Annotated in this window: 26 protein-coding genes and 1 pseudogene; 18 read left to right on the top strand and 9 right to left on the bottom strand. The window is 71.1% G+C overall.

The window, feature by feature from the left end:
* Window positions 1-142 precede the first annotated feature (142 nt).
* Together ACIBZJ_RS32230 and ACIBZJ_RS32225 are read left to right on the top strand one after the other, a co-directional pair.
* Window positions 143-2,050, top strand: coding sequence for a GGDEF domain-containing protein (locus ACIBZJ_RS32230; protein ID WP_395936371.1), 1,908 nt, complete (start codon window positions 143-145; stop codon window positions 2,048-2,050).
* Window positions 2,051-2,094: 44 nt separating this feature from the next.
* Window positions 2,095-2,556 (top strand): pyridoxamine 5'-phosphate oxidase family protein, encoded by a 462-nt coding sequence (locus ACIBZJ_RS32225; protein WP_395936369.1) that lies wholly within the window; start codon window positions 2,095-2,097, stop codon window positions 2,554-2,556.
* A gap of 44 nt (window positions 2,557-2,600) precedes the next feature.
* Here ACIBZJ_RS32225 and ACIBZJ_RS32220 read toward each other — a convergent pair whose 3' ends face one another.
* From ACIBZJ_RS32220 to ACIBZJ_RS32205, 4 genes are all read right to left on the bottom strand, one after another.
* Window positions 2,601-3,089, bottom strand: coding sequence for a hypothetical protein (locus ACIBZJ_RS32220; RefSeq protein WP_395936367.1), 489 nt, complete (start codon window positions 3,087-3,089; stop codon window positions 2,601-2,603).
* A gap of 300 nt (window positions 3,090-3,389) precedes the next feature.
* Entirely contained in the window at window positions 3,390-4,547 is a 1,158-nt protein-coding gene (locus ACIBZJ_RS32215) for an MBL fold metallo-hydrolase (protein ID WP_395936365.1), read from the bottom strand.
* Between the two features lie 117 nt (window positions 4,548-4,664).
* A complete protein-coding gene (locus ACIBZJ_RS32210) occupies window positions 4,665-5,090 on the bottom strand; it encodes a hypothetical protein (RefSeq protein WP_395936363.1) in 426 nt (141 codons plus the stop codon).
* A 22-nt stretch (window positions 5,091-5,112) separates the two neighbouring features.
* Window positions 5,113-5,955 carry an alpha/beta fold hydrolase gene (locus ACIBZJ_RS32205; protein ID WP_395936362.1) on the bottom strand — a complete coding sequence of 281 codons (843 nt, stop codon included), beginning with the start codon at window positions 5,953-5,955 and terminating at the stop codon, window positions 5,113-5,115.
* Between the two features lie 266 nt (window positions 5,956-6,221).
* On the opposite strand from ACIBZJ_RS32205, the gene ACIBZJ_RS32200 reads away from it, so the two are divergent.
* The 3 genes from ACIBZJ_RS32200 to ACIBZJ_RS32190 all read left to right on the top strand — a co-directional run bounded on the left by ACIBZJ_RS32200 (window position 6,222) and on the right by ACIBZJ_RS32190 (window position 7,826).
* A complete protein-coding gene (locus ACIBZJ_RS32200; RefSeq protein WP_395936360.1) occupies window positions 6,222-6,452 on the top strand; it encodes a hypothetical protein in 231 nt (76 codons plus the stop codon).
* Window positions 6,449-6,676 (top strand): hypothetical protein, encoded by a 228-nt coding sequence (locus ACIBZJ_RS32195; RefSeq protein ID WP_395936358.1) that lies wholly within the window; start codon window positions 6,449-6,451, stop codon window positions 6,674-6,676. The genes ACIBZJ_RS32200 and ACIBZJ_RS32195 overlap by 4 nt, the downstream gene beginning before the upstream one ends.
* Before the next feature lie 79 nt (window positions 6,677-6,755).
* Complete coding sequence (locus ACIBZJ_RS32190) at window positions 6,756-7,826, top strand: glutamate--cysteine ligase (RefSeq protein WP_395936356.1); 1,071 nt, start codon at window positions 6,756-6,758, stop codon at window positions 7,824-7,826.
* A gap of 83 nt (window positions 7,827-7,909) precedes the next feature.
* On the opposite strand, the pseudogene ACIBZJ_RS32185 reads toward ACIBZJ_RS32190, so the two are convergent.
* Window positions 7,910-8,086 (bottom strand): annotated as a pseudogene (locus ACIBZJ_RS32185) (replication initiator); the annotation flags it as partial.
* A gap of 55 nt (window positions 8,087-8,141) precedes the next feature.
* Window positions 8,142-8,297, bottom strand: a complete 156-nt coding sequence (locus ACIBZJ_RS32180) for a hypothetical protein (RefSeq protein ID WP_395936354.1) — start codon at window positions 8,295-8,297, stop codon at window positions 8,142-8,144.
* 500 nt (window positions 8,298-8,797) lie between these two features.
* Here ACIBZJ_RS32180 and ACIBZJ_RS32175 point away from each other — a divergent pair, with 500 nt between their 5' ends.
* The 3 genes from ACIBZJ_RS32175 to ACIBZJ_RS32165 are packed head-to-tail and all read left to right on the top strand — an operon-like array spanning window position 8,798 to window position 11,138.
* Entirely contained in the window at window positions 8,798-9,232 is a 435-nt protein-coding gene (locus ACIBZJ_RS32175) for a MarR family winged helix-turn-helix transcriptional regulator (RefSeq protein WP_395936352.1), read from the top strand.
* Window positions 9,229-10,590: an MFS transporter gene (locus tag ACIBZJ_RS32170; RefSeq protein ID WP_395936350.1), complete on the top strand. Its 1,362-nt coding sequence runs from the start codon at window positions 9,229-9,231 to the stop codon at window positions 10,588-10,590. The genes ACIBZJ_RS32175 and ACIBZJ_RS32170 overlap by 4 nt, the downstream gene beginning before the upstream one ends.
* Complete coding sequence (locus ACIBZJ_RS32165; protein WP_395936348.1) at window positions 10,587-11,138, top strand: cysteine hydrolase family protein; 552 nt, start codon at window positions 10,587-10,589, stop codon at window positions 11,136-11,138. The genes ACIBZJ_RS32170 and ACIBZJ_RS32165 overlap by 4 nt, the downstream gene beginning before the upstream one ends.
* Window positions 11,139-11,286: 148 nt before the next feature.
* On the opposite strand, the gene ACIBZJ_RS32160 is transcribed toward ACIBZJ_RS32165, so the two are convergent.
* Window positions 11,287-11,832 carry a GNAT family N-acetyltransferase gene (locus tag ACIBZJ_RS32160; RefSeq protein WP_395936346.1) on the bottom strand — a complete coding sequence of 182 codons (546 nt, stop codon included), beginning with the start codon at window positions 11,830-11,832 and terminating at the stop codon, window positions 11,287-11,289.
* Window positions 11,833-11,838: 6 nt separating this feature from the next.
* Here ACIBZJ_RS32160 and ACIBZJ_RS32155 point away from each other — a divergent pair, with 6 nt between their 5' ends.
* Entirely contained in the window at window positions 11,839-12,393 is a 555-nt protein-coding gene (locus ACIBZJ_RS32155) for a GNAT family N-acetyltransferase (RefSeq protein ID WP_395936344.1), read from the top strand.
* An 11-nt stretch (window positions 12,394-12,404) separates the two neighbouring features.
* Window positions 12,405-13,367, top strand: a complete 963-nt coding sequence (locus tag ACIBZJ_RS32150) for a macro domain-containing protein (protein WP_395936342.1) — start codon at window positions 12,405-12,407, stop codon at window positions 13,365-13,367.
* A gap of 109 nt (window positions 13,368-13,476) precedes the next feature.
* Here ACIBZJ_RS32150 and ACIBZJ_RS32145 read toward each other — a convergent pair whose 3' ends face one another.
* Entirely contained in the window at window positions 13,477-13,791 is a 315-nt protein-coding gene (locus ACIBZJ_RS32145) for a GIY-YIG nuclease family protein (protein ID WP_395936340.1), read from the bottom strand.
* 238 nt (window positions 13,792-14,029) lie between these two features.
* Between ACIBZJ_RS32145 and ACIBZJ_RS32140 the strand changes: the two genes are divergently transcribed.
* The 7 genes from ACIBZJ_RS32140 (at window position 14,030) to ACIBZJ_RS32110 (ending at window position 20,197) form a co-directional block, all read left to right on the top strand.
* Entirely contained in the window at window positions 14,030-14,386 is a 357-nt protein-coding gene (locus tag ACIBZJ_RS32140; protein WP_395936338.1) for a CATRA system-associated protein, read from the top strand.
* Window positions 14,364-16,397 (top strand): CATRA conflict system CASPASE/TPR repeat-associated protein, encoded by a 2,034-nt coding sequence (locus tag ACIBZJ_RS32135; RefSeq protein WP_395936336.1) that lies wholly within the window; start codon window positions 14,364-14,366, stop codon window positions 16,395-16,397. The genes ACIBZJ_RS32140 and ACIBZJ_RS32135 overlap by 23 nt, the downstream gene beginning before the upstream one ends.
* Window positions 16,381-17,598 carry a CATRA conflict system CASPASE/TPR repeat-associated protein gene (locus ACIBZJ_RS32130; RefSeq protein ID WP_395936334.1) on the top strand — a complete coding sequence of 406 codons (1,218 nt, stop codon included), beginning with the start codon at window positions 16,381-16,383 and terminating at the stop codon, window positions 17,596-17,598. Before ACIBZJ_RS32135 ends, ACIBZJ_RS32130 begins: the two co-directional genes overlap by 17 nt.
* Complete coding sequence (locus ACIBZJ_RS32125; RefSeq protein ID WP_395936332.1) at window positions 17,588-18,136, top strand: TIR domain-containing protein; 549 nt, start codon at window positions 17,588-17,590, stop codon at window positions 18,134-18,136. Before ACIBZJ_RS32130 ends, ACIBZJ_RS32125 begins: the two co-directional genes overlap by 11 nt.
* A 356-nt stretch (window positions 18,137-18,492) precedes the next feature.
* Window positions 18,493-18,837, top strand: a complete 345-nt coding sequence (locus ACIBZJ_RS32120) for a PadR family transcriptional regulator (RefSeq protein WP_395936330.1) — start codon at window positions 18,493-18,495, stop codon at window positions 18,835-18,837.
* Window positions 18,834-19,874, top strand: coding sequence for a hypothetical protein (locus ACIBZJ_RS32115; RefSeq protein WP_395936328.1), 1,041 nt, complete (start codon window positions 18,834-18,836; stop codon window positions 19,872-19,874). Before ACIBZJ_RS32120 ends, ACIBZJ_RS32115 begins: the two co-directional genes overlap by 4 nt.
* 149 nt (window positions 19,875-20,023) lie before the next feature.
* Window positions 20,024-20,197 (top strand): hypothetical protein, encoded by a 174-nt coding sequence (locus ACIBZJ_RS32110; RefSeq protein ID WP_395936326.1) that lies wholly within the window; start codon window positions 20,024-20,026, stop codon window positions 20,195-20,197.
* Window positions 20,198-20,417: 220 nt separating this feature from the next.
* Here ACIBZJ_RS32110 and ACIBZJ_RS32105 read toward each other — a convergent pair whose 3' ends face one another.
* Complete coding sequence (locus tag ACIBZJ_RS32105; protein WP_395936324.1) at window positions 20,418-20,636, bottom strand: DUF2283 domain-containing protein; 219 nt, start codon at window positions 20,634-20,636, stop codon at window positions 20,418-20,420.
* 462 nt (window positions 20,637-21,098) lie between these two features.
* Between ACIBZJ_RS32105 and ACIBZJ_RS32100 the strand changes: the two genes are divergently transcribed.
* Complete coding sequence (locus ACIBZJ_RS32100) at window positions 21,099-21,632, top strand: site-specific integrase (RefSeq protein WP_395936322.1); 534 nt, start codon at window positions 21,099-21,101, stop codon at window positions 21,630-21,632.
* The last annotated feature ends 74 nt before the right edge of the window (window positions 21,633-21,706 follow it).

Genomic DNA, 21,706 nt, shown 5'->3' with positions numbered 1-21,706 from the left:
CGAGACGCCGATGAAACCCGTGAGCGGGCGGAGCCAGTAAGGCACCCCAACGACACGGGACGGGTGATCACTCGTGGAGCGTTTCGCGGCAGAGCTCACAGGCGCTTCGGCTGAGCCGGAAGAAGCCGGCCGGGGCGTCGCCGTGATCCGCCTCGTCCGTACCGACCCGGTCGTCCGGCTCGCCGCGATCGGCGGCCTGTACTGGGTCGCGGTGTTCACGCTGGTGAACTGGCTGGCCCAGGAGCCGGACTCGGTCGCCCGCCTGGTCGTCAACGTGCTGTTCCTGGTGCCGATCGCCGTGGCCACGGTGACCGCCGGCGTCGCCGCGGCCCGGCGTCGGCGGACCGCGTCCCGAACCGGCCGGGCCTGGGCCGCGCTCACCCTCTCGTACCTGTTCTGGCTGGTCGGCGAGGTCTTCTGGGTCGGATACGTCTGGATCGAGGGCCCGGAGGTCGCCTACCCGTCGGCCGCCGACGGCCTGTTCCTCGCCCAGTACCTGATCGTGATCCCGGCGTTCGTGATCGCGTTCGGCCAGGGCCACCGGTCGCGTCGCGGCCGGGTCGCGCTGGACGTCTCGCTGGTGATGCTCGGGCTGGGCGCGCTCGGCTGGCGCGTCCTGGTGGCCCCGGTGATCGAGGACGTCGACGGGCTGAGCCGGGTCGTCACCGCGCTCTACCCGCTGTCCGACATCGTCGTGCTGGGCTGCCTGCTGACGCTCGGTCTCTCGGGGCAGCGGCGGCTGCCGGTCTCGCTCCGGCTGGCCGGTTGGTCGTACCTGGTCTACACGGTCACCGACTGCCTGTACCTCTACGGCCGGATCCAGGGCACCTACGACGACGGGAGCTGGCTCGACACCGGCTACCAGGTGGCCGCGGTCCTGCTCGCGCTCGGCGGCCTGGTCGCCCTGCGCCACGACGAGCCGGACGCCGTCCGGTTGACGGCCGGCCGGGACCTGACCGTCGTCCCGCTGCTGGCGACCGGGTTGTCGGCGCTGGTCATGGTGACGCTGGAGCACGCGTTCACGGGCGGCTACCGGGCGCTGGCGCTGGCCGCGATCGTGCTGGCCGGCCTGATGGTGCGGCAGCACCTGGTGACCCGCGACCGGACCGACCTGGCCCGTCAGCTGACCAAGGCACTGCGCGAGCAGAAACGGCTGGCGGTGACCGACGCGCTGACCGGCCTGTTCAACCGCCGGTACTTCGACGACATGCTGCGCAGCGAGGTGGCGCGGGCTCGCCGCAGCGGCCGGCCGCTCAGCCTGGTCGTGCTCGACCTGGACCACTTCAAGCGGATCAACGACGACCGTGGCCACCACGCCGGTGACGCCGCCCTGGTGCAGGCCGCGGCCCGGCTGAAGGCGGTCACCCGGGACGCGGACGTCGTCGCCCGGTTCGGCGGCGAGGAGTTCGTCTGGCTGCTGCCGGACACCGACGAGGCCGGTGCGGCGATCCTGGCCGAGCGGCTGCGGTCGGCGCTGGCCGACCGGCCGGTCGAGATCGCGGACGGCGACCCGATCCCGGTGACCGGCTCGCTCGGCGTGGCCTGCGCGATCGGCCTGGTGGACGACGAGATCCTGATCCGGGACGCCGACCGCGCGATGTACCACGCGAAGGCGACCGGGCGGAACCGCGTGGCGCTCGCCTCGACGATCGCCCCGGCGGTCGAGGAGATCGTCCCGACCGGTTCGGGCGTCGCCGACCTCTGCCGGGAGGTCGGGACGCGACTCGGCCTGGACGCCGCGGAGGCGCGCCTGGTCGAGGCGGCCGGCCGGGTGGCCGCGCTGAACTCGCCGGTGCTCTCGCTGACCGACCGCACCGCGCGCGGGCCGGTCGCGGCCGACGACCCGGGCACGCTGGTGATGCGCGAGGCGCTGGCTGCGCCGGGCGTCCACCCCGACAGCCAGCGGATCGTCGCGACCTGCCTGGCCTGGATCGAGGCCAGGGCGGCGGACCTGCCCCCGGCGTCGCGCACCGACGACCAGACGGTCCCGTTCGACGCATCGGCGGCCGACGACCTCGCGGCGGCGTTCGAATTGGCAGCGGCTCACTAGAAACCCTGCCGGGAGCTGTCAGGGTTTCCGGCCAGACTGTCGGCATGGCGAGTTGGGAACAGTTCTCCGTCGAGGCACCGGCGATGGCGGAGGCGGTCAAGGCACGGTTCACGGCCACGAAGCACCACGTGATGGCGACGCTGCGGGCCGACGGATCACCCCGGGTCAGCGGCACGGAGGTCGATTTCTACGGCCCCGACCTGACGTTCGGGTCGATGTGGCAGGCCCGCAAGGCGCTCGACCTGCGGCGCGACGCCCGGGTGGCGATTCATGCCAACCCGGGCGACGGCACGTTGGCCGGCGGCGACGCGAAGATCACCGGCTCGGCCGTCGAGGTCGACGACAAAGCCGCGTACCTCGCCGAACGTCATCCGCCGGAGCCGTTCCACCTGTTCCGGGTCGACCTGCGGGAGGTGGTGCTGGTCTCGGTCGACCACGAGCGCAACGTTCTGATCGTCGAGCTCTGGCGGCCCGGCCGGCCGATACAGCGGACGGAGCGAGACTAGGCGGCCCGGCGGAACGGTCGCCCGGGTTCACGCACGACGGTCTCTCACGCCGCCGGCGCCGCCCACTGGGTGCGCCACTCGGAGCAGGCGTCGGTCCACGGCGCCTGCCGGTCGCGGCAGACCTTCCAGAGCACCCGGTGCGGCGGTGCCACCTGCGCGGTCGGCGCGTACCCGGTGACCGAGATCGGGTGCCCGGCCCCTTCCCGGTCGTAGATCGAGCGGACCCCACCGCTCGTCGTCCGCCACCCGACGTAGACCGAGTCCCCATCCCGGGCCAGGTCGGTGACTCCGCAGACGATCCGGACCAGCTTGTCGGCGACGGTCTCGGCCACGCAGTCCGCGGCGGCGCCGTCCGTCGCCGTCCCGGTGCTGGCCAGTGGTGCGGCTGCGAGCGGTAAGCCGATCGCGCACACCACCAACGCCGAGGCCCCGCCGACGACCACCCCCCAGCGGCCCGCGGCCCCGACTGCGTCCCACCCCGCTCGCCACGGCGATCGACGACGTCGTCGGTCCCGATGCGACCCCTTCGACACGGTGCCCACCTCCCCCACTCTGTTCGATCTCAACTAGTTACGCTAAGTAATTACGGGGTTCGGCGCTGCCCCGCCGAATCCTCCGTCCGGTCAGGGTCACCACGGCCCTCGCGGGCGGGGTTTGGCCGAACGGTCGGCGCGCCGTGAACGGTGACCACCAGGTGGGGGCCGGGGCCTGGGGGCCTGCACCCCCGGCCGCCCCCGAACGGCGTACAGCCACACGCAGCACACCGCCCCGCGCGGAGAGGGGAGGCGCGGGGCGGTGCAGGTCTGTATTCGAACAACCGAGAAAGCGGAAGGTCAGGCGATTGACCGCCACCATCCGTCCGGCGCCGGGGCGTCGTCGACGTCGATGGCTTGCCCTGGCCGCGGCACGGCCACCCGCACACCGCATTCGGCCGCTTCGGTCAGCAGCCGCTCGACCGGTTCCGACCAGTCGTGCAGCGCGAGGTTGAACGTTCCCCAGTGCACCGGAACCAGGAGTCCACCGTTCACCGCGACGTGCGCGGCGACGCCCTCCTCGGGCGTCATGTGGATATCCGGCCAATACGGTGCGTAGGCACCGATCTGAATCAGCGTCAGATCGAACGGGCCGTGGGCGGCGCCGATCGTCGTGTAGCCCTCGAAGTAGCCCGAGTCACCGGTGTAGAAGACCTTGCGGTCGGCTCCGGCCACGACCCAGGAGGCCCAGAGCGTCGCGTTGTCGGAGCGGAGCCGCCCGGAGAAGTGCCGGGCCGCGGTGGCGGTGAAGCCCAGGCCGGCGATCGTCGCGGTCTCGTCCCAGTCGAGCTCGACGATCCGGGACGCCGGCACACCCCAGCGCTCCAGATGTGCCCCGACCCCGAGCGGCACGAGGAACGGAGCGTCCTGCAGGCGGGCCAGCGTCCGGATGCTCGTCTCGTCCAGATGGTCGTAGTGGTCGTGGGAGATGACGACCGCGTCGACCAGCGGCAGCGCACCGAGGTCGACCGGGACCGGGTGCAGCCGGCGCGGGCCGGCCAGCGACGACGGCGAGCAACGCTCGCTCCAGACCGGGTCGAACAACACGCGGCGGCCCTCGATCTCGAGCAGCACGGTCGCGTGGCCGAGCCAGGTGGCGCGGAGGCCGTCCGAGGCCGGAGCGGTCAGCTCGGCGAGCGTCGGAACGACGACCGGGACCGGCTTGGCCGGCTTGCGCCGCTGGCGGCCGAAGACGAACTCGCTGAGCATGCTGCGGCCTCCGGGAACCACCCCGGGAGCGCTCAGCGAGGTCGGGGCCTCGTTCTGGAAGGCGCCCTCGCGGTAGCGGGGCGACCGGCGCATGCGCTCGAGCCGCGGGCCGGACGGGCGGCCGCCGAGCGCCGACGGGATGTCTCGCACGGCCCAGGCGACGGACGCGGCGATGCCGGTCAGCGCGAGGGCGGTGAACAGCGACCGGCTACCGAGCGATGTGCCACGCGTGCCGAGCGGCGCACTCACGGACGCACTCACCTCGGATAAGAGATCGTTCGCCACAGCAACTCCCCTTCCCACGGCCTTCTCAACGAACAAGAGCCGTCACCGGCTCCGGCAATACCAAAGGCGACGCAGGTCACATCACGCCGTGGTCAGCCGCTTCTGCCTGCCTTCGGTCATCGTGTGGACGCAGAGCGCCGAGATGCCGGTGGCCTCGGCCACGAGCACGCCGTCGATCTTGATCCGGCAGCGCACCTCGGGGGCTTCCGACGAGGGCCGGAGGTAGCGGTAGGTCCGCTGGCGGGGCTCACCGAACAGCACCAGCCGGTAGACGTCCGGATAGTGGAACGTGAGCTCCTCGTCCCAGGACGAGCCGTACCGGGTGGACTTCTTGTCGGCCAGCGGGACCATCGAGTAGTCGGCCTTGATGTCGACGGTCGACGCGTCGACGGTCTCCAGCTCGAACGAAACGATGTGCGTCTCGGTGGAGGGCGCCGACCGCAGTACCGAGCACCCGGTCACCAGCAACAGCCCGGCGACCAGCACCGCGAGCTGCCGCATACCCATGCCCGGCAGCCTAGTGCGGGGTTCAACCGGTCACGACGGCCGCCCGGCGGCGCACGAACCTGCTGATCTCGGCGGCGATCGCCACCGGAGCGTTGAGATCGGGAGCGTTGTGATCGAGGTCGGGATGGACGTGGCACTCGCTGTCGGGCAGGAGCTGGTCGAGCCGGCGGAGCGCGGTCGTCAGGTAGTCGGGCGTGCGGCCGCCCCCGAGGAGCAGGGTCGGTGACTGGATGCTCGCGTACCGGCGGCCGTCGGAGTCCAGGCGCGCGATCTCGGCGATCTCGGCCGGCGTGGTCGGCATCATCGCTCTGGTCTCGGCGCCGTCGGCACCGCGCAGCAGCAGGTGGGCCAGCGCACGGTAGACGAAGTAGGGCGCGTCGCCGATCGGGACCAGCCGGGTGCCCTTGAGGAACGTCGCCATCGCCGCGCCGTGCTGACCGAGCGCGAGGTGACGCTGGAACGTCGGTAACCAGTCGACGTCGAACGAGCCGCCGATGCTCACCGCGGGCTCGTAGACGACCAGCGCGTCGACCGGGCGCCAGAGTGCGAGGTGCAGCGCGACCAGGCCGCCGTGGCTGTGCCCGAACAACAGGTCGGAGCCGGTCTCGCGCATGACCGCGAAGACGTCGGAGGCCTCGGCTTCGATGCTGTAGTACGGACCCTGGGGGCCACTGAGGCCGCGCCCCCGCCGATCCATGACGTGCACGGTGTAGTCGTTCTCGAGCGCGCGGACGAGCGCGTCGTAGTGATGAGCCCGACGATTGTTGCCGGGGACGACGACGAGACCGGGACCTCGTCCGGCGCTGAGTACGCCGATGCTGGTGCCGTCCGCCGACCGGACTCGGAAAGTCGTTGCAGTTACCATCGTCGGCGCTCCTTCGCCCGTTCAGCCGCTTGCAGATGAGTTTGCGGATCACACCTGTTAGGACGCTGATAAGTCGCTGATACTCCGGCGCCGCAGTCCTCCGGCCTTGTCCGAAACGCCATGAAGGACAACGATGCGGTTCTAAACGCCTACGATGGGAATTGCGAAAACTTGGCATCCCATTCGGGATTGAACCCTTGAGCGGAGGGTAGGGGCACCAGGTCATCCCTGTCCGGGCAGGGACGAACTCCCAGGGAGGGGAAGCGATGGGGCTGGTTTGGCACCGACCATTGACGCCCGAGGACGTCGCAACCGCGTACCGGTTGCTGGAACTACACAAGCCGATCGAGCGCTACCAGGACGACGCCGTGTGCGGGAACGCCGGGCACTGGACGGCCGCCCCGACCTGGCCGTGCAGCCGGGCCCGGTGGGCCTCCGAGGTGATCGCCGCGTCCGAGCGGGGCGAGATCACCGACGAATTGCGGGCGCCGGCGTGAGCGACACGGACCCGCCCGACCTCACGCTGACCGCGGGCGACGTGGTGGCGATAGTGGCGCAGCAGATGGAGGTCAGCGGCGCGCGGCCGACGCTGACCGACGAGTCCAAGCTCGCCGCCGAGCGCGCGGCCGAGCAACTGCTCGACTCGCTCAGCAGCGACGGGCCCCCACTCCCCCGCCCGGCCAACGGCGCCGAGCACCGCCCACCGCCGCCACCGGCCTGACGCACCGCGTCCCGAGTAAGTCGGGTCCGAGTAAGTCGGGTTTCCGAGTAAGTCGGGTCAGGCCGGGCAGAAGACGGCTATGACCAGCGCACTCACGGTTGGGGTCGAGGAGGAGTTCCTCCTGCTCGATCCCTGCACGGCCCGGAACGTGCCGCGGGCGGCGGAGGTCCAGGCCGCACTCCCGTCGGATCTGCGGACGCACAATCGGTCCGAGTTCCGGCCGTGCATGGTCGAGATGGTGACCGACCCGGCCACCGATCTCACGGAACTCCGGGCCGAGGTCGAGTGGATCCGCGCCGGCACGGCCGCGGCGGCGGCCACGGCCGGGGTGCGGCTGGTCGCGGTCGCCGCCACCCCGGTCGGCGAGGACGACCGGGAGCCCACACCGGATCCCCGCTTCCGCGAGATCGTCCGCCACTACGGCCCGATCGCGCGCGATCCGGCACTCTGCGGGTGTCACGTGCACGTCGGCGTGCCGTCCCGAGGTGCGGCGGTGGACGTGTGCCGGCGCATCCGTCCGTGGTTGCCGGTCGTGTCGGCCCTGGCCGCGAACTCGCCGCTGCACGCCGGGGTCGATACCGGTTACGCCAGCTGGCGGACGATCCAGCTCGATCGCTGGCCGGGCGTCGGGCCGATGCCGCACGTCGAATCCGAGAAGGAGTACGACGAGGCGGTGGCGTCGCTGATCGAGTCGGGCGTGATGCTCGACGAGACGATGATCCTCTGGCACGCCCGGCCGTCGGCGCGGTACCCGACGGTCGAGGTCCGGGTCGCCGACGTCTGCCCCACGGCCGGTGACACGGTGCTGATCGCCGGGCTGATCCGGGCGCTGGTCGCGACCGCGCTGTCGTCGGTGCACGACGTGGACGACCCGCTGGCAGACCACGTGCTGGAGGCCGCCCACTGGAACGCGGCCCGGTCGGGACTCGGTGGCACGCTGCTGGATCCGCGGTCCGGCCGGGCACGGCCGGCCTGGGAATTGGTCGACGAGATGTGCGAGCGGCTGACGCCCGCGTTGCTCCGGCAGGGCGATCTGGACGTCGTCGGCGGCGAGTTGAGCCGGGTGCGGCAGATCGGCAACGGCGCCGACCGGCAGCGGCGGCTGCTGGCCCGGACGGGTGGCATCCCGGCCGTGATGGCCGGGATGTGACGGCGTGTTCGAGGGGGTTCCAGGGCAGCCCCGGCTTCCCGAACGACGGAGCGGTCAGCGGCAGGAACACGCGAGGATGCGACCGCACCCGGGCGAGCGCCCTTGCCATCGACCAGCCCGGCCAACGCCAGCCACCACGTGTCGCCGCGCCACCGCCGAGCACAGGAGGGACAGACGCTCGCGTGTCGCGGTCCACAGGCCACCAGCAGACCACCCGACCGGCCCCACACCACCAGTTGCGACCAGACATCCCACGGCATCCCCGCCACCGCCAGGGTGGCCGCCCACCCGACCGCCGATGGTGGGTCGTCAGAGTCATTCTCCGAACGGCGTGTACAGCCAGGCGTACGCGGCCACAGCCGCCGCGAGCGCCAACGTCATCGGCTGGATCCAGTCCGGACGACGCTTGGCGAGCCAGAAGACCCCAACCAGCACGGCTGCCACGACCAGCCAGCGAACGTCAACCACCACTGCCGAACACTCCTCACGCGAGCACAGCCGTCCATTAAGAACTCAGCTCGCGCTATCGAGTTGTTCCTTATGTGTACGCAGCGTCAGGACCTTGTCAAGGCAAATGGCACACCAGTTTTCCTGCGCATCTGCGTACGCCAGAGGACCCTGCTGAGCAGCTACAACACTTCTGCTGGTGACGCAGATCACGGCATCCTGGCGAGGGCTCGAGCCGATCCTCAGGACCGATCGGCCTCGCATGTCACCCGCCGAACAGTGGGGGACGCCAACGTCGGGATGAGTGTCCTCAGGGTCTCAACGGCGGCCGACGGCGCCGCGCCCGCGGACGCCTACCCACTTCGGCCTCGCTGTCGCCGGCGCGCGGCACGGCCCGGCGGTCACCCCCCACAGAGCCGGTCGGCAGCGGAAACTGCTCGCCCTGGCCGACATGGCCGAGGACCTACGAGGGGCAACCCCAACGAGATAGACAGCCTGAACTTATCAGCCTAGGCTGTCTATCTATGAGCCCACCGACCTCGTCCGCGGCCGTGGCGCAGCGTCTGCGGATCTTCTACGGCCGCCTGCGCCGCCGCCTCCAGGACGTGTCCGCCGTCAGCGGCCTCACCGCTCCCCAGGCCTCCGCCCTGGCGCGCCTCGCCCTCAACGAACCTTCGTCCGCGAGCCAGCTCGCCGGCGCCGAGCGCGTCCGGCCGCAGTCGATGGCCAAGACGCTGACGGCGCTGCACGAGCTCGGCCTCGTCCGCCGTGAGGCCGACCCGGACGACGCCCGCCAGAAGTGGCTCTTCCTCACCGACGACGGGCGCGCCGCGGCCCAGGGCGCCCGCACCCACCGCGAAGAGTGGCTCGTCGACGCGTTCGCACAGCGCTTCACCGACGCCGAGCGGCAGGTGATCGGCGAGGCACTCACCTTGCTCGAACGGATCGTCGACCAGTGACGGTCTTGCAGAGACGCCACGACGGGTTCGACCGCAAGCTGATCGCCCCGCTGGTCTCCGGCGCCGCCCTCAACCCGATCAACTCCACGATCATCTCGGTCGCGCTCGTCCCGATCGGGGTCGCGCTCGGCGAACCGCCCAAGGCCACGGCCTGGCTGATCTCGTCGCTCTACCTCGCGACCGCGGTGGGTCAGCCGGTCGTCGGCCGCCTGATCGACGTCTACGGGCCCCGCCGCCTGTTCCTCCCCGCGACCGCCCTGGTCGGGCTCGCGGGCGTGATCGGCACGATCGCGCCGAACCTCGGGGTGCTGATCGTGGCCCGCGTGATCCTGGGATTCGGCACCTGCGCCGGCTACCCGGCTGCGATGCGGCTGATCCGCGACGAGGCCGAGCGCACCGGCAAGGACAGCCCGGCCGGTGTCCTGACGATCCTGGCGATCTCCACCCAGACGATCGCGGTCATCGGACCTCCGCTCGGCGGCCTGCTGATCGGCCTCGGCGGCTGGCGCACCACGCTGGCGATCAACGTCCCGATCGCGGCTGTCGCGTTCGTGCTCGGGTGGCGCCGGTTTCCCCGGGACCGCACGGAACACGGCAAGCTCAACCTCGACGTGACCGGGATCGTCCTGTTCGCCACCACCTTGGTCACGTTGCTCCTGTTCCTGATGAACCCCCACCTCGGCTCGTCGTATCTGCTGGTGATCAGCGCCGCGGCCGCCGGCGGCTTTGCCGTCCGCGAGCTGCGGCACCACGATCCGTTCATCGACCTGCGCGTGCTCGGCGGCAACACCGCGCTGCTGATCACGTACGGCCGGGCTCTGCTGGCCTACGTCGTGTCGTACAGCTTCATCTTCGGTTTCACCCAGTGGCTCGAGCAGGGGCGCGGGCTCGCGCCCGGCCACGCCGGCCTGGTCACGCTGCCGATGTTCGCGATGGCCATCGTCGTCTCCGCGGTCACCGGCCGACGCGAAGCGCTGCGCGGCAAGCTGCTCGTCGCGTCCGCCACGCAGGCGGTGGCGTGTGCACTCCTGCTCGCCCTGCATCCGAGCAGTCCGATCTGGATCATCGTCGCGGTCGTGCTGCTCTTCGGCATCCCGCAGGGCCTCAACAGCCTCGCGCTCCAGAACGCGGTCTACCGGCAGGCCAACCCCGACGACATCGGCGCCTCCGCCGGGCTGCTCCGCACGTTCGGTTACCTCGGCGCGATCACGTCCTCGGCCGCGCTCGGCACCTTCTACGGCCGGCGCGCCGACACCACCGGCATGCACCACCTGGCGATGTTCCTCGTAGTCGCGGCCATCGCGTTCCTGCTCGTCAACGTGCTCGATCGATCTCTCCCGAAGGCGGTTACCCCGTGAACCAGACCGCGCTGCTCGTCATGGACTACCAGGTCGGCCTCCTGCACCGCCTCCCCGACGTCGGCCAGCTGCTCGAACGCGCCAACACGGCGATCGCCAGGGTCCGCGCGAACAGCGGACACGTCGGCTGGGTCCGGGTCGGGTTCACCGACGCCGAGTTCGACGCGATCCCGCCGACCAGCGTCATGGCCCGCGTGGCGTCCCCCGAGCAGCGGGAGCATCTCGGCGTCGACGCCCCGGCCACCCAGATCCACGAGGGCCTCGACCGGCAGCCGTACGACGTCGAGGTGCGCAAGGTCAGGGTCGGAGCGTTCACCACCACCGACCTCGACCGGCAGCTCCGCGACCGCGGGGTCACGTCGCTCCTGCTGGCCGGCATCAGCACCAGCGGGGTGGTGCTCAGCACCCTCCGCGAGGCGATGGACCGCGACTACGCGATCTCCGTCGTCCGGGACGCGTGCGCCGACCCCGACCCCGCGACCCACGAGTTCCTCGTCGGCACGCTCTACCCGCGGTACGCGACCGTCCTCGACGTCGCCGACCTCTGATGCCTGCGCGGGTCGCGGCGCGCGCCCGGCTCCACCGCTGCTCGGCGGGTACCGGCTGCTCGTGCACCCGGTCGTGCTCGGATCCGGGTTACCGCTGTTCAGCGGAAAGCGCTTCTGGGTCTCGTCCAGCAGAGTCTTGCAGTGGCCTTCAGTCGTCCGTCAGCAGTCTGATCTCGGCCGGAGTGAGGTCGCGGTCGGCATAGAGCAGCCGGATCGCGTGCGGGTCGGGATTTCCGGCGTCCGGGCCGCGCCAGATCGGGCGCAGCCCGGCGCGCTCGGTCGCGCGCTGCGAGCGGAGGTTTCCTTCCAGCAGGTAGGCGGTCATCGGGAGCTCCGGGCGCAGGACGCCGGCCGCCGCGATCGCCGCGCGGGAGATCTCCTGCGCGAGGCCTCGACCCCAGAACTCCGACCGGAGGCGGTAGCCGAGGTTCCAGGCGACGTCGTACCGGACGAAGCACCCGCCGATGCCGACGAGATCCCCGTCCGTCGTGCGCGCGACCCACATGCCGAGCGAGTCGTGCGCCCAGCCGGAGCGCCAACGGATCACCAACCCGGTGGTCTGATCGGGGAACTCGTGCCGGGCGAGCGGGTCGCCGGCCCAGACCTGCGGGTCCGAGTACATCGCGAACAGGTCCGGGACGTCGGACTCGCTGGGCACCGTCAGAACCAGGCGTTCGGTGAACCTTGGAACCATGGCTCCATGACCTACCAGGTGCGACGGACCGGTCCGAACGACTTCACGGAGCTCAAGCGCCTTCGTCTCGAGGCGCTGAAGGACTCTCCGCTCGCGTTCGTCGAGCAGTACGACGAGGCTGCGGCTCTGCCGGACACCGCCTGGCGTGCGCGCGCGGCCTCGACCGACACCGCCTGGTTCGCCGCCGTCGCCGACGGCCGGTTCGTCGCCACGGCCGGCGTGTTCGCTGAGGCCGAGGTCACCGTGCAGGTCTCGGCCATGCTCGTCGGCGTCTACGTGACCCCGACGGTCCGCGGTGGTCCCGCCGGACCCGCGGTGACGTCCGCCGCGGTCGACTGGGCCTTCGAACACTTGCGGGCGGACGTCGTCCGGCTGTTCGTCCTCGACCTCAACGAACGGGCGAAGGCGTTCTACCGGCGGCTCGGATTCACCGAGACCGGACACACGATCCGCTATCCGCCGGACCCGACGTATCGCGAACTGGAGATGGCGGTGACCACTCCGCTCCGCCGGTCGGCCGGGGGATCAGTGCGTCGAGAGCGTTGGCCGCGGGAAGGCTAGGGTCGCGGGTCGTGGCACGAAAGCGGTCGGCGCTGCGCGCCATGTTCGGAACCCGGCGCGGGATCCGCGTGTTCTCGACGCAGACGTTTGTGGCGTTCGGGCTGGTGTCGGCGATCGTGCAGTTCGCGAGCGTGCTGGTCAGCGGACCGTTGCCGCATCCACTCACGGTGCTGATCGGATGTGCGGTGCTGTGCGTCGGCTGGGGCGCGTGGCGGGTCGTGCCGCCGCGGCGCATCGAGCACGCGTTCGAACGGCCGGAGGTGGTGGTGACCGTCGCCGTGGGTGATCTGCTCGATCAGGATTGCCCGATCGCGGTGGGGTTCAGCGACACCTTCGACACCGAGGTGCGGCCGGGGCTGATCGCGCTGACGAGTCTGCAGGGTCAGCTGCTTCAGCGCCGGTACGGCGGCGACGTGGCCGTGGTGGATGGCGAGCTCGAGAGGGCGCTGCGGGACGTGCAGCCGACGAGGTCGGCGGAACAGTTGCCCGGAAAGCAACTCCGGTATCCGCTGGGCACGGTAGCCGTGATCGGCGGGGTCGGGCCTGCCGAGGTCGGGCCCGGTGGGGTCGGGCCCGGTGGGGTCGGGCCCGGTGGGGTCGGGCCCGGTGGGGTCGGGCCCGGTGGGGTCGGGCCCGGTGGGGCGGGGCTGGTGTACGCGGTGGCGTTGAGTGAGATCAGTCGCGGCGGGATCGCGCGGTCGTCGCTCGACACGCTCTGGCTCAGCCTCGGTCGCCTGTGGGACGCCGTCGACGCCCACGGCGAACGGCGCCCGATCGCCGTACCGATCGTGGGTTCGGGACTGGCGCGGATCGATGCGCTCGACCGCGAGAGCCTGCTCAAGATGCTGCTGATGTCGTTCGTAGCGAGGTCGCGTCGGAGCGTCGTGGCACGGGAGTTACGGGTGGTCGTCCACCCTGACGATCGGTGGCAGATCGATCTGCTGGAGGTGGCGGCGTTCCTACGGACGCTATGAGGCCTGCCGGCGTCTGCTCCAGCGCCTCGTCAGCGGCGGTCGGACGTTCGGCAGTGTCCGGATGCCGCCGTCGGCGCGGTGACGGCGACGCGCACACGATTGACGGTTGTCAGCTCTCGATCGGGAGCACGCGTGCCTGTGCCTTCTGCGCTGCGCGGAGGGCCGAGAGCGTCTGGTGGAAACTGCCGTGCCGGTTCTGGTCCAGGTTCAGCGGTAGGCCGAAGCTCTGGATGAGCCTTTCCTCGAGCTTCCAACCGTCCGCGGTCGCCATCCAGACGACGCGAGCATTGTCGGCGAGCCATTCCGTAAGGCGGGATTCACCAACCTTGCCGAATGTGAATCGCTTCCCGCTGCCCACTCGACGCAGCCCGATCCCGAGCCGGTCGGCAAGCAGGACCCCGAGCGTGAGTCGCAGCGTCGACACCGCCGCGGTAGTGGTAACGAACTCGGCTCCGCAGAGTTCGGCGACTCGGCGGCCGGCCGGCCCTTGGTGGGCGGAGCTTCGGCGAGATGCCGACGTAGAGCGGCCGGCTCGCCGGCGGCGGCCGGTGCCCGCACGTCCGGCGACCCACCCAACCTGCCCCCGAACCGACGTCAACCCCCACCGTCCGGACGCCGACGTACACCAAGCCTCACCGCATTCCCCTGACTACAGTGCGCTCATGGACCCCCGCCACACCCGCACCACACTGGACGACGAAACGATCGCGGACGCGCTCGACGTGCTCGGCGACGTGGTGGAATGGCAACTCGCGCCGCAGCGCTGGGAGAACGTCCAAGCCATTCTCGACCGTCTGGACGAGGCCCTCCGCTCCGCGGACGGGCCGGGGCTCCGACGGGCGGTCGCCGAGCTCGACCTCAACGGACCGGTCCGTGCGAACCGGATCGGGACGGCCGAGATCGTCCGGGCGCCGGAGCAGGTCCTCGACCGGCAGAACACCCTGGTGCACGCTCTGACCGTCAACAAAGGACAGGCCGAGCAGCCGGAGGTCGGCGATGCCGGGCCCATTCCTTCCTGAACAGGAACTCGTCGCCCACCTCTTCGCCCCGATCGGCGGCCCGCTCGCCGGGCAGGCCTTCGACCAGATCAGCGAGATCTGGCAACGGTGCCGGTCCGAGCTGGGCATGACGCTGTCGATTCCCGGCACCGAGCTGTCCACCGAACTCCCGCCGCCGGACGCCCTCGGCGCCGAGGGCGACGCACTCGCCGGCCTGCAGGACCGGGTCGCCGACTACCAGGCGATCGTGCGGCACGAGCACGAGGTGCTCAACCTGTCGCTGGTGTTCGCCACCCCGGTCGCCGACCATCACCGCAAACCCCGGATCGGCGCCGCGGCACCGCTGGGGTGGCGCGAGTACGCCCGCTGGTGGCAGCAGCTGACGGTCGACGGCATCGACGCGCTTCTCGGGTCGGCGGTGATCTACCAGGCCAAGCGTCCGGCCGAGAGCACCGACTCCGCGAGCTGGGGTGCCGACGCCGGAGCGGTCCTTCCGCCCGCCCCCGGCGACGACCCGGGCTGGCGTCAGCGGCCCAGCCGGGCCGGGGAGGCCGGGGAGTTCGCGCTCTGGGAGGTCGCGCCCGAGTCCAGGGACGGTGGCAACCGCCGGCTGGTCGTGCTCGCCGACCCGGGCCGCGACAGCGAGCTGAGCGACTTCACCTGGAGCTCCGGCGGCGTCGAGCTCCCGCCGCTGGCCCGCTACCTGATGCACGCGGCCAAGCTCCGCTTCCACGCCCGCGTCCGCGGCGACGGCAGTGCGCTGCAGGAGCTGAGCCGTCGCCTCGAAACCCACGCGAACCGGATCGGCGACGCGCTGGGGACGAGCCGGCCGAGCGACGACACGGCCGACCTCGTGCGGGACGAGGCGATCCTGCTGGGCACCCGCGCCGACCTGCGCCGGATCCGGCGCTCGGTCGAGATCGCCGAAGACAACATGACCAGCGCGATCGGCGAGCTGCTGCCCTCCGACGCCAAGCTCCTGCGCTGGCTGAAACCCCAGCTCGCCGACGACATCGAGTTCCTGGACATCACCCGCGAGCAGACCGAGAGCGTGCGCCGGATCGCCAAGGACGCCGGGCTGTTCGAGCGTCGGCCCGAGACGGCCCCCGACGGATCGGTACTCGCACCACCGGCTCCGGCCCTGCGCCAGCTTTCCGACCAGGTCGAGCAGAGGCTGGGGTTCGGCATCGACGTCGTCGGCTACAGCACGCGGAGCACTCCCCAGCAGGTCGAGGTCCAGCACCGGATCGCCACGCTGGTGGAGCAGGTCGTCACCGACATCGGTGTCCCGGTCGCCGCGACCGACCGTCAGGATGCCGGCGACGGCATGATGGTCGTGCTTCCGGCCGGGATCGAGGTGCCCACGGCGCTGCCCCGGCTGCTGCTCGGCTGGCGGGCCCGGCTGGCCGCCGACAACGACGCGCACGACGACCGTCTGCGCATGCGGCTCGCGGTGTCGATGGGTGGCTTCTCCAAGGCCGCGATCGGCTACGCCGGCGGAACGATCATCGAGATCGGACGCCTGCTCGACAGCAACGAGCTCCGCAACGCCCTCAAGGCCGACCCGGGGCTCGAACTGGCCGCGCTGCTCTCCGACCCGCTCTACCAGCAGGTCGTCGGCGAGGGCTTCGACGGGGTGGGCCCCGAGGAGTTCGAGAGCTGTGAGGTCGAGAACAAGCAATACCGCCGCGCGGCCTGGCTCTGGCGCGGCGGTGTCCGGCGCGTGGCTCTTCCGGCCGACTTGGTGGACGAGATGCTGCGCATCGTCGTGCCGTTGCCCGGGCGTCGGCTGCCCGCCGATCGGTGGACGCGGATCGAGCCGGCGCTGGCTTCGGCGCTGAGCGCGGTCGCCGGCGGTGACGAGCCGGCGTTCACGGCGGCGATCGTCGCGCTCTACGGGCTCACCCGATTCCGGGAGGGGCGCATCGGCGCGGCGCCGGGCGAGCCGGCGACGCCGGCCGTTCGCGACCGCGTCGCCGAGCTGGCCGGCCGGCTGAAAGGTCCAGGAGGTGACGGTGACGGCGGTCGTTGACCAGCAACTGGTGATCCATGCGTTCGCGCCGCTCGCCGGCCCGGACGCGGCCGTCGGATACGACGAGATCAGGCAGGTCTGGCGGCGCTGCCGCGACCTGCTCGGCGTCACCGAACCGGTCGTCCTGCCGTCCGGAGACCCGGTTCCGGTCCGGCTCCCGCCGGCCGATCGGCTGACCGCCGGGAACGGCCTCGTCTGCGCACAGCAGCGTCCGGACGCCCTGCACCAGGCCGTCGTGCGGATCGTGGACGACTGGGTGAACCTCTCGATCGTGCTGGCGGCGGACGAGGGCGCGGCCGGCTGGGACGACCTCGGCCGCATGTGGTCGCTGGTCTCCCCGGTCCCGAACGCCCCGCTGGTGGTCGCGCGCGCGTTCCAGGGCGTGGTGCCCGACGATGCCCTGGCCCAGTGGCCACCGGCGGTCCGCCAGGTCGTCGAGGCGCAGTTGCCGAAGGTCCGCGGCTGGCAGGGCGGCCCGATCGCGAGCGGCCTCGCGCTGTGGCAGCCGCTCGAGCCGGAGAACGTCTGGGACCTGGTCGTTCTCGGTGTGGCGTCACCGCCGCTCCTGGCCTGGACCTGGGTGGAGGAGCGCGACCCCGAGCTGCCCCCGCTGGGCCGCCGACTGCTGCGGGCGATCGCGGAGGGCAGCACCACGCTCGTCGCGCCCGAGCCGCCGGAGAAGCCCGCCCGGCGACCGCGGGACCCGCGGAAGGTCCTGGTCATCTGTGGCCCCGACGATCGGGTGCGGGCCCGGGTGCACGACTGGCTACGCATGCTCGATCTGCGGCCGGTGGAGCGCGAGGAGTGCGTCAACCACCTCGGGGAGGCGCCGCCGTCCGAGATCGACGTTCTGCTCGCCGGCCTCGAACTGGCGCAGGCGGCGCTGATCGTCCTCACCCCGGAGTCCGTGACCTGGAAGAACGGCACCCTCGAAGCGGTCGACGCCGGAGCGAGAGCGATCGGCGACCCGATGACGCTGCGGATCGGCCTGGCGCTGGGCGCACTGAGCTACCGGCGGACGCTGATCGTCGAGGCCGGGTCCCCGATCGTCCCGCCGGGGCTCGAGCTCCGGCGGCCGATCCGGCTCGACGACACCGAGCTCAGCAAACGGACGATGGCCGGGCGGCTGGCCCTGGCCCGCTGCGACGTGCGACTCACCGGATCCGAATGGCTCGACCCGGGCATGTTCCATGACTTCTGAGAAGCGGCGCGTCTTCGTCGTCCACGGCCGCGACAACCAGGCCCGTCAGGCCGTGAACGGCTTCCTGCGCGCGCTCGACCTGCACCCGCTGGACTGGGAGGAGGTCGTGAAACGGACGGGGAAGATGATGCCGTCGCTGATCGACGCCCTGCACGAGGCGTTCCGCGACATCCAGGCCGCGATCATCCTGGCCACGCCGGACGACTGCGCGTCGCTGCACCCGAGCCTGCACGTCGACCGCGAGTGGGAGCACGAGCGCCTGCCGACCGGCCAGGCCCGGCCGAACGTGCTGTTCGAGGCGGGCATGGCGATGGCGCTCTACCCGAAACGCACGCTGATGATCGAGATCGGACAGCTCCGGCCGTTCTCGGACTTCGGCGGGCTGAACGTCGTCCGGATCGACGGCACGGCTGCCGCACTGCAGAAGATCGCCACCCGCCTCTACGACGCCGGCTGCGACGTCAACCGGGACGGTACCGACTGGCTGAGCACCGACCGTTTCGCCCACCTGGACGCATTCACCCGCCGCTGCCCCTGAAGCAGGCCTGCCCCTGAAGCAGCCGATCCACCCGGAGACGCTCTCCGACAGGACGCCGCCTAGGTCCTGAGCGCGCGCCGTACGGCATCTCGGTGACATCGGCTCCGGACCCACCCGGCTTCAGCCGGCTTCGGACAAGAAGCTGGTCGACCGCGCCGCGCAGTCGTTGTGAACCACGGCCACACCTGGGGATGGCGACGTTACTGAGTGGCTACCCGCTGGTCCAAGCGGTCATGGGTTCACCTGGCCGCACTTCTCCCGACGCCGACTCGCGATCGGCGTGATCGTTCACCTGGTCCTACAGCAATCTGTGTACTCGCTAGCGGTATATCTTCGTAGCCGATATATTGGTCGGCATGACAACGCCGTTGCGGGAGCCGACATTCTTGATCCTCACCGCGCTTGCCAGAGAGCCGTTGCACGGATATGGGCTGATCACCGAGGTGGCTGAGCTCTCCGAAGGGCGGATCACCCTCCGGCCGGGCACTCTCTACGGCGCGCTCGACCGGCTCTCCGACGACGGGCTGGTGGCGCCCGACCACGAGGAGGTCGTGGACGGGCGCCTCCGTCGCTACTACCGGCTCACCGACGAAGGCTTGAACGTGCTCGGCGCCGAGACCGAGCGGATGCGTCGCAACCTGGCCGCCGCGACGGCCCGGCTGAAGGCGTCGGGTTGGGCCCCGGCGGGAGGGCTCGCATGAACGAGCGTGAACAGCGAAACCGCCTGGAACGGCGGTACCGCCGGCTGCTGTTCGCCTACCCGGCGGACTACCGCGCCGAACGGGGCGACGAACTCGTCGGCACCTACCTGGACACAATCGGACCCGACCGGAGCCGGCTCAGCCCCCAGGACACCGTCGACCTGCTCGTCGGCGGGGCGCGTCAGCACCTACGGGCCCGTCGAGCATCAGGCTTCACCGGCGGGGTGTCGATCGCGGCGGTGCTGGCGCTGGCTACCGGATCGGCGCTGGCGACGATCTGGCTGCTCGCGGTCGAGTTCACGCCGCTGATCGACGGCTACCCGCCCGTCGGCCCGTCCCGTGTTTTCCAGTCGCCGGCGGCGTTCGCCTGGATCGCCTGGTTGGCCGCGGCGGTCGTGTTCGCCGTCGTCCCCGGCCGGTGGTGCCGGCGGTTGATCGCGGCGTCGCTCGTGCTGATGGTCGTGGCCAAACCGGTGGGCCTGGTGGCCGCCGCACTCCCGATTCGGGACGGTGGCTGGTTCAGCACCTCGGTTGCGTCGTTCATCGTGCTCCTTCCGCACGCGGCGCTCGGCGTCCTCGCGTTGGCGCTGCCGTCGCGTCCGGGCCGGGTGACACGGTGGGTGCCGGTGTTCGTCGCCGCCGTGCCGATCGTGCCGGTTCTGCGCCTCGACCTCGACCGCTACTGGTCGTACATCTGGGTGGCGCCGACCGCCTTCGCGGTGGTGGCGCCGTTGTTCCTGTTCGCCGCGAACGCGGTGGCCGGGTGGCTGCTGCTCCGCCGGGACCTGCGCGGGCTGTGGGTCGGCGTGGTGACGCTGCCCGCGGCGGCGTTGCTCGGGGCCGAACCGCTCATCCACTTCGCGACCGGGTCGTCCTGGACGCCCGTGCCGCCGGAGCTTCCGTTCTGGTTGGAGCGGTCGACGGTCAGCGCGCTGCTGACCGTCGTCACGCTCGGGATCCTGGGGTTGGCGTTCGGGGTCAGCAAGCCCCGGCGACCTGGCCCGGCTGGTAGCTCCCGGCCGGCTGGCGAACGATGACGCGGCCAGTCCCGGCCGAGGCAAGGCGTCCGGCTGGAAGAAGGCGGTCCAGGCGATCGGCGTCCCGGAACTGCACCTGCACGACCCGGCACACGGGAAATCCGCTCGCGGCAGCGACCGGCGCCAGCCTCCGCGACCTGCCGGCGCGCATGGGCCACGCCAACGTGCGGGCCGCGATCATCTACCAGCATGCGACGAGCGGGGCCGACCAGGCGATCGCGAAGGCTCTCGGCAAGCAGTTCGGGGAGACCGTCGCTCGGCCGACGACGAGCCGGACGACGGGGCCGCCGGGGCACTGGTTCCCGCAGGCTATTGGCACGTAGGGGACCTCGGCCCCGGAACGACGACGGCCCAGGCTGGGAGGAACGTATCCTCTGACCTGGGCCGCAGTCCGTGGAGCGGGTGACGAGGATCGAACTCGCACTGTCAGCTGGGAACCGGTACCGCCGTGGCCGTCACGGGCCCTGACCTGCGACGCGAGGTGTCCGTCGTTGACCGTGGTTGACCCTCGATTTCCCTTGCAAATGGCACGGCGGCCGTCGGCTAGAGGTGCTCCGCTTTTGCGAGAACAGAGCGCCGCAAAAGCTCGTTGGCGCCGATGATCTCGACGCCCAGAAGGTGGCCGGCGGCGTCGAAGTCGAGCACCACGTCGCCGCGTTCCGGCCGCTCGATGACGACTTGCTCGACCGCGTCCCCGTCCTGGACGTCGGGGGCTATCTCGACGTAGGCCGCGTTGGCTTCGGCGTCGACCGTGATTCGCACGCGTGTAGTTCACCACGAACCGTCCTCATCGCGTCTGCCGTCGACCCACCCTCCGGAGAGCGGGGGGCGTCGGGGGTCGCGCAGTCGGTCCGCGAGGTTGGCCGTCTCCTCATCCGGGACTTGGATGTATCCGCGGTCGAAGGAGAGCCGCGGCGAGTTGCTGTTCGGCATAGGGCACTCCGGGCAGGAGCGGTGCGAGGTGCCAGTGGACGCGTCGGTTGCCTTGCTGGCTTCCGAGGCTGAGCACGTAGAGGCGTTCGGTCGGCACGGTGGCCGCAAGAGCCCGGCCGGTGCGTGAACGATGCGCTGAAGAGCGAGATAGTCGTCGGCGCGCGCCGACCGGCCGCAGGCCGGCCCTTGAAGCAGCACCTCGTCAAGCTTGTCGCTGAGCTACAGGCCGGCTCGATCCCGCGGGCGGACGGCAAGCCGCGACGCCCCTGAACAGCACGCACCGTCTACCCGATGCTCTTCACGCTCGGTCAAATCCTCGACGACGCGATCAACCAGGGCACCGTGGCGCGGAACGTCGCCGAACTGGTCGACCGCTCGCCGCAGACTTGGGCAGCGACCGACTTCCGCAAGCGCACGCTCACCGTCAGGGCAGCCCGCGTCTCGGTCGACGGCGACGCCACGGAATCAGACCCGAAGTCCGAGAGCGGCGGCCGAACCCTCCCGGTCACCGACGAGCTGATCGACGTCCTGAAGCGGGCACGAGGCGGCAGACAACGGACAAGAAGGTCGCCGGCCGCGCACGACGCCCGGCGCACCTGCGGCACCCTGCTCCACCTCCAGGGCGTGCCGGTGGCCGTCATCGCCGCCTGGCTCGGCCACGCCGACGCAGCCTTCACGATGCGCACCTACGTGCACCCGCAGGAAGACGCGCTCAAGGACGCCGCAAAGGCCCTAACGAAGCGTCGCGTGACCTCTCGGCGACAGAGGCGCACTGCTCGAAACCACGAACTCCCAGGTCAGAACAGAGCTGGTGAGGGGACTTGAACCCCTAACCGCCCGATTACAAGCTTCGCCCGCGGCGTCCGCCGGGGTCCATGCTCGCATGGACCTCCCCACGG

The sequence above is a fragment of the Cryptosporangium sp. NPDC051539 genome, from assembly GCF_044454545.1.
Classification (GTDB): Bacteria; Actinomycetota; Actinomycetes; order Mycobacteriales; family Cryptosporangiaceae; genus Cryptosporangium.
This window is presented reverse-complemented; position numbering and strand designations above follow the sequence as displayed.

Coding starts and splice junctions, on each gene's coding strand:
- ACIBZJ_RS32225 (WP_395936369.1), top strand. CDS start 2,095: ATGGCGAGTTGGGAACAGTTCTCCGTCGAGGCACCGGCGATGGCGGAG.
- ACIBZJ_RS32210 (WP_395936363.1), bottom strand. CDS start 5,090: ATGGGTATGCGGCAGCTCGCGGTGCTGGTCGCCGGGCTGTTGCTGGTG.
- ACIBZJ_RS32205 (WP_395936362.1), bottom strand. CDS start 5,955: ATGGTAACTGCAACGACTTTCCGAGTCCGGTCGGCGGACGGCACCAGC.
- ACIBZJ_RS32200 (WP_395936360.1), top strand. CDS start 6,222: ATGGGGCTGGTTTGGCACCGACCATTGACGCCCGAGGACGTCGCAACC.
- ACIBZJ_RS32190 (WP_395936356.1), top strand. CDS start 6,756: ATGACCAGCGCACTCACGGTTGGGGTCGAGGAGGAGTTCCTCCTGCTC.
- ACIBZJ_RS32175 (WP_395936352.1), top strand. CDS start 8,798: ATGAGCCCACCGACCTCGTCCGCGGCCGTGGCGCAGCGTCTGCGGATC.
- ACIBZJ_RS32160 (WP_395936346.1), bottom strand. CDS start 11,832: ATGGTTCCAAGGTTCACCGAACGCCTGGTTCTGACGGTGCCCAGCGAG.
- ACIBZJ_RS32155 (WP_395936344.1), top strand. CDS start 11,839: ATGACCTACCAGGTGCGACGGACCGGTCCGAACGACTTCACGGAGCTC.
- ACIBZJ_RS32140 (WP_395936338.1), top strand. CDS start 14,030: ATGGACCCCCGCCACACCCGCACCACACTGGACGACGAAACGATCGCG.
- ACIBZJ_RS32135 (WP_395936336.1), top strand. CDS start 14,364: ATGCCGGGCCCATTCCTTCCTGAACAGGAACTCGTCGCCCACCTCTTC.
- ACIBZJ_RS32125 (WP_395936332.1), top strand. CDS start 17,588: ATGACTTCTGAGAAGCGGCGCGTCTTCGTCGTCCACGGCCGCGACAAC.
- ACIBZJ_RS32120 (WP_395936330.1), top strand. CDS start 18,493: ATGACAACGCCGTTGCGGGAGCCGACATTCTTGATCCTCACCGCGCTT.
- ACIBZJ_RS32115 (WP_395936328.1), top strand. CDS start 18,834: ATGAACGAGCGTGAACAGCGAAACCGCCTGGAACGGCGGTACCGCCGG.
- ACIBZJ_RS32110 (WP_395936326.1), top strand. CDS start 20,024: ATGGGCCACGCCAACGTGCGGGCCGCGATCATCTACCAGCATGCGACG.
- ACIBZJ_RS32100 (WP_395936322.1), top strand. CDS start 21,099: ATGCTCTTCACGCTCGGTCAAATCCTCGACGACGCGATCAACCAGGGC.